Genomic DNA, 2,360 nt, shown 5'->3' with positions numbered 1-2,360 from the left:
GGACGCGCCCTGCGCTGCGGCATCAATAACGTTCGCTGAATTATCTTCTACTTCCACTTCTTCCAGGTCGTTACGTGGTTTTTCACACTCGGGGATCATCATTTTTGCCATGAGAAAACCGCCCGGAGCTGCCATAAAACTTGCTGCAATCAGGTACTTCAACTCAACGCCAACACCGGCATAACCGGCTAAAACCGAGCCAGACACCGACGCCATACCACCAACCATGACCGCAAACAGCTCTGAGCGCGTCATAGTGCCTATAAATGGTCTTACCATCATAGGTGCTTCGGTTTGCCCGACAAAAATATTAGCGGCAGCTGACATCGATTCAGGCCGACTGGTACCAAGCAACTTTTGCAAGCCACCACCTAAAATACGAATTACCCACTTCATAATGCCCAGGTAATACAGAACAGAAATGAGAGACGAGAAGAAAACAATGACTGAAAGAACTTGAATAGCGAATACGAAACCAAACTCTTCGGACGCAAGATTACCAAACAAGAAATCGATACCCGCTTTGGTATAACCAATAACGGCAGAAACACCTTGCGCGAAACTGAACAAAAGTTCCCGTCCAATAGGTACGTAGAGAACAAAGCCGGCCAACAGAACCTGAATGCCAAAAGCACCTAAAACGGTACGCCAGCGGATAGCTTTACGGTTCGTTGAAACCAAGTATGCAACGATAAATATGACGGCAACGCCGAGAATACTATTCATAAAAGAACCAATTTTATTCCGCCAGCAACTGACGTATTTTTGTTTTTATAATATCAATGGCGATTTCGTTTTGACCACCGCGAGTGACAACGAGATCAGCAAACTGCTTAGACGGGAATATAAAGTCAAAGAATGCGGGACGAACATACTGCTCGTATTGCTCAGTAACCGACTGCAAAGTACGGCCACGTTCTTCAATATCGCGCTTGATACGACGCAGCAAACAAATATCCAACGGCGTATCCATAAATACCGAAATATCAAACTGCTCGCGTAACTTCTCATCAGTTAACAGCAAAATACCTTCAACCATCACAACTTTTGCGGGCGCAACTCGTATTGATTCTTCCAACCGAGTATGAGTAGTGTGGCTGTACTGCGGCATCTCAACGGCTTCGCCGGCTTTTAACTGCCGCAAATGTTGCATCAGCAAATCGTGTTCGAAAGCGGCAGGCTGGTCATAGTTGGTTAAAACACGCTGTTCCATGGTCATATGACTCTGGTCACGGTAGTAAGCATCTTCGGCCAGAATAGCAATACCGTCAGTTCCTAACTCAGCCACCAACTCCTGATACACCGTTGAGGCAAACAGGCTCTTTCCTGACGCTGAAGCGCCAGCTATAGCTATCACTGTTATTTTACTCACAAGCTTCCGTTTCTATTTGCTGCAAACCGCGCGCAATTATCCTTGATTGTCTGCGTAATTAAAAGACTTGACTGCTACCTTTATTCTCACAATATCTGAGCACAAGTTTCCATATGTTTAATTTCGTTACAATTTAGCCTGAACATAAGCAGGCATATTAGTGATGACTCTCGTATAGTAATGGCGCTTAATAAAAAATAATTCAGGAACTACAATGAAAATGATGAAAACAATTACCGCTGTTGCGGTAGCCACAGCCCTTCTCGGAGGCTGCCAGTCAACCCAATCAGCTAATAACCAACAGGCTGTTAGCCAATCACAGTTTCCCGAAGTAAAGGTCAACTACGAGACATTTACTTTAGATAACGGCTTAACCGTCGTTGTTCACGAAGATCGCAAAGCCCCTATTGTTGCGGTAAACGTTTGGTACGCCGTTGGCTCTAAAGATGAAAAAGCCGGACAAACCGGTTTCGCTCACTTATTTGAGCACTTGATGTTCAATGGTACCGAAAACTACGATGACGAATACTTCGGTCCTTTTGAGCGCGCAGGTGCTACCGAAATGAACGGCACCACTAACAATGACCGTACTAACTACTTTGAGAATGTCCCTACGCCAGCACTTGATATGGCACTTTGGATGGAATCTGACCGTATGGGTCACCTGTTGGGAGCAGTAACTCAGGAAAAACTCGATGAGCAGCGTGGCGTTGTACAAAACGAAAAACGTCAAGGTGAAGCTCAGCCCTATGGTAAAGCCTGGAGTTATATCGCCGAGCAAACCTTCCCTGAAGGTCACCCATACTCATGGTCTGTTATTGGCTCAATGGAAGACTTAAACGCAGCTTCTCTGGACGACGTACACCAGTGGTTTGAAGATTACTACGGCGCAGCTAATGCAGTATTGGTATTGGCAGGCGATATTGATGTGGAAACCGCAAAGGAGAAAGTCACTAAATACTTTGCCGATATCGGACCTGGTAAGCAT

The 2,360-nt window shown here is 45.6% G+C and carries 3 protein-coding genes; 1 reads left to right on the top strand and 2 read right to left on the bottom strand.

The annotated features are described in order from the left end of the window. Nucleotides 1–726 (bottom strand): NupC/NupG family nucleoside CNT transporter (locus B3180_RS14260; protein WP_286845162.1); only part of this gene is annotated, 726 nt, incomplete at its 3' end. Between the two features lie 13 nt (nucleotides 727–739). After that, nucleotides 740–1,372: a uridine kinase gene (udk, locus tag B3180_RS14255; protein ID WP_054487310.1), complete on the bottom strand. Its 633-nt coding sequence runs from the start codon at nucleotides 1,370–1,372 to the stop codon at nucleotides 740–742. Between the two features lie 214 nt (nucleotides 1,373–1,586). On the opposite strand from udk, the gene B3180_RS14250 reads away from it, so the two are divergent. Then, nucleotides 1,587–2,360, top strand: a 774-nt coding sequence (locus B3180_RS14250) for a M16 family metallopeptidase (RefSeq protein WP_286845159.1), incomplete at its 3' end; no start/stop codon positions are given.

Source organism: Idiomarina sp. UBA4206 (assembly GCF_002383015.1).
Lineage (GTDB): Bacteria > Pseudomonadota > Gammaproteobacteria > Enterobacterales > Alteromonadaceae > Idiomarina > Idiomarina abyssalis.
The sequence above is the reverse complement of the archived record's forward strand: the minus strand, read 5'-3'. Positions and strand labels throughout refer to the sequence as shown.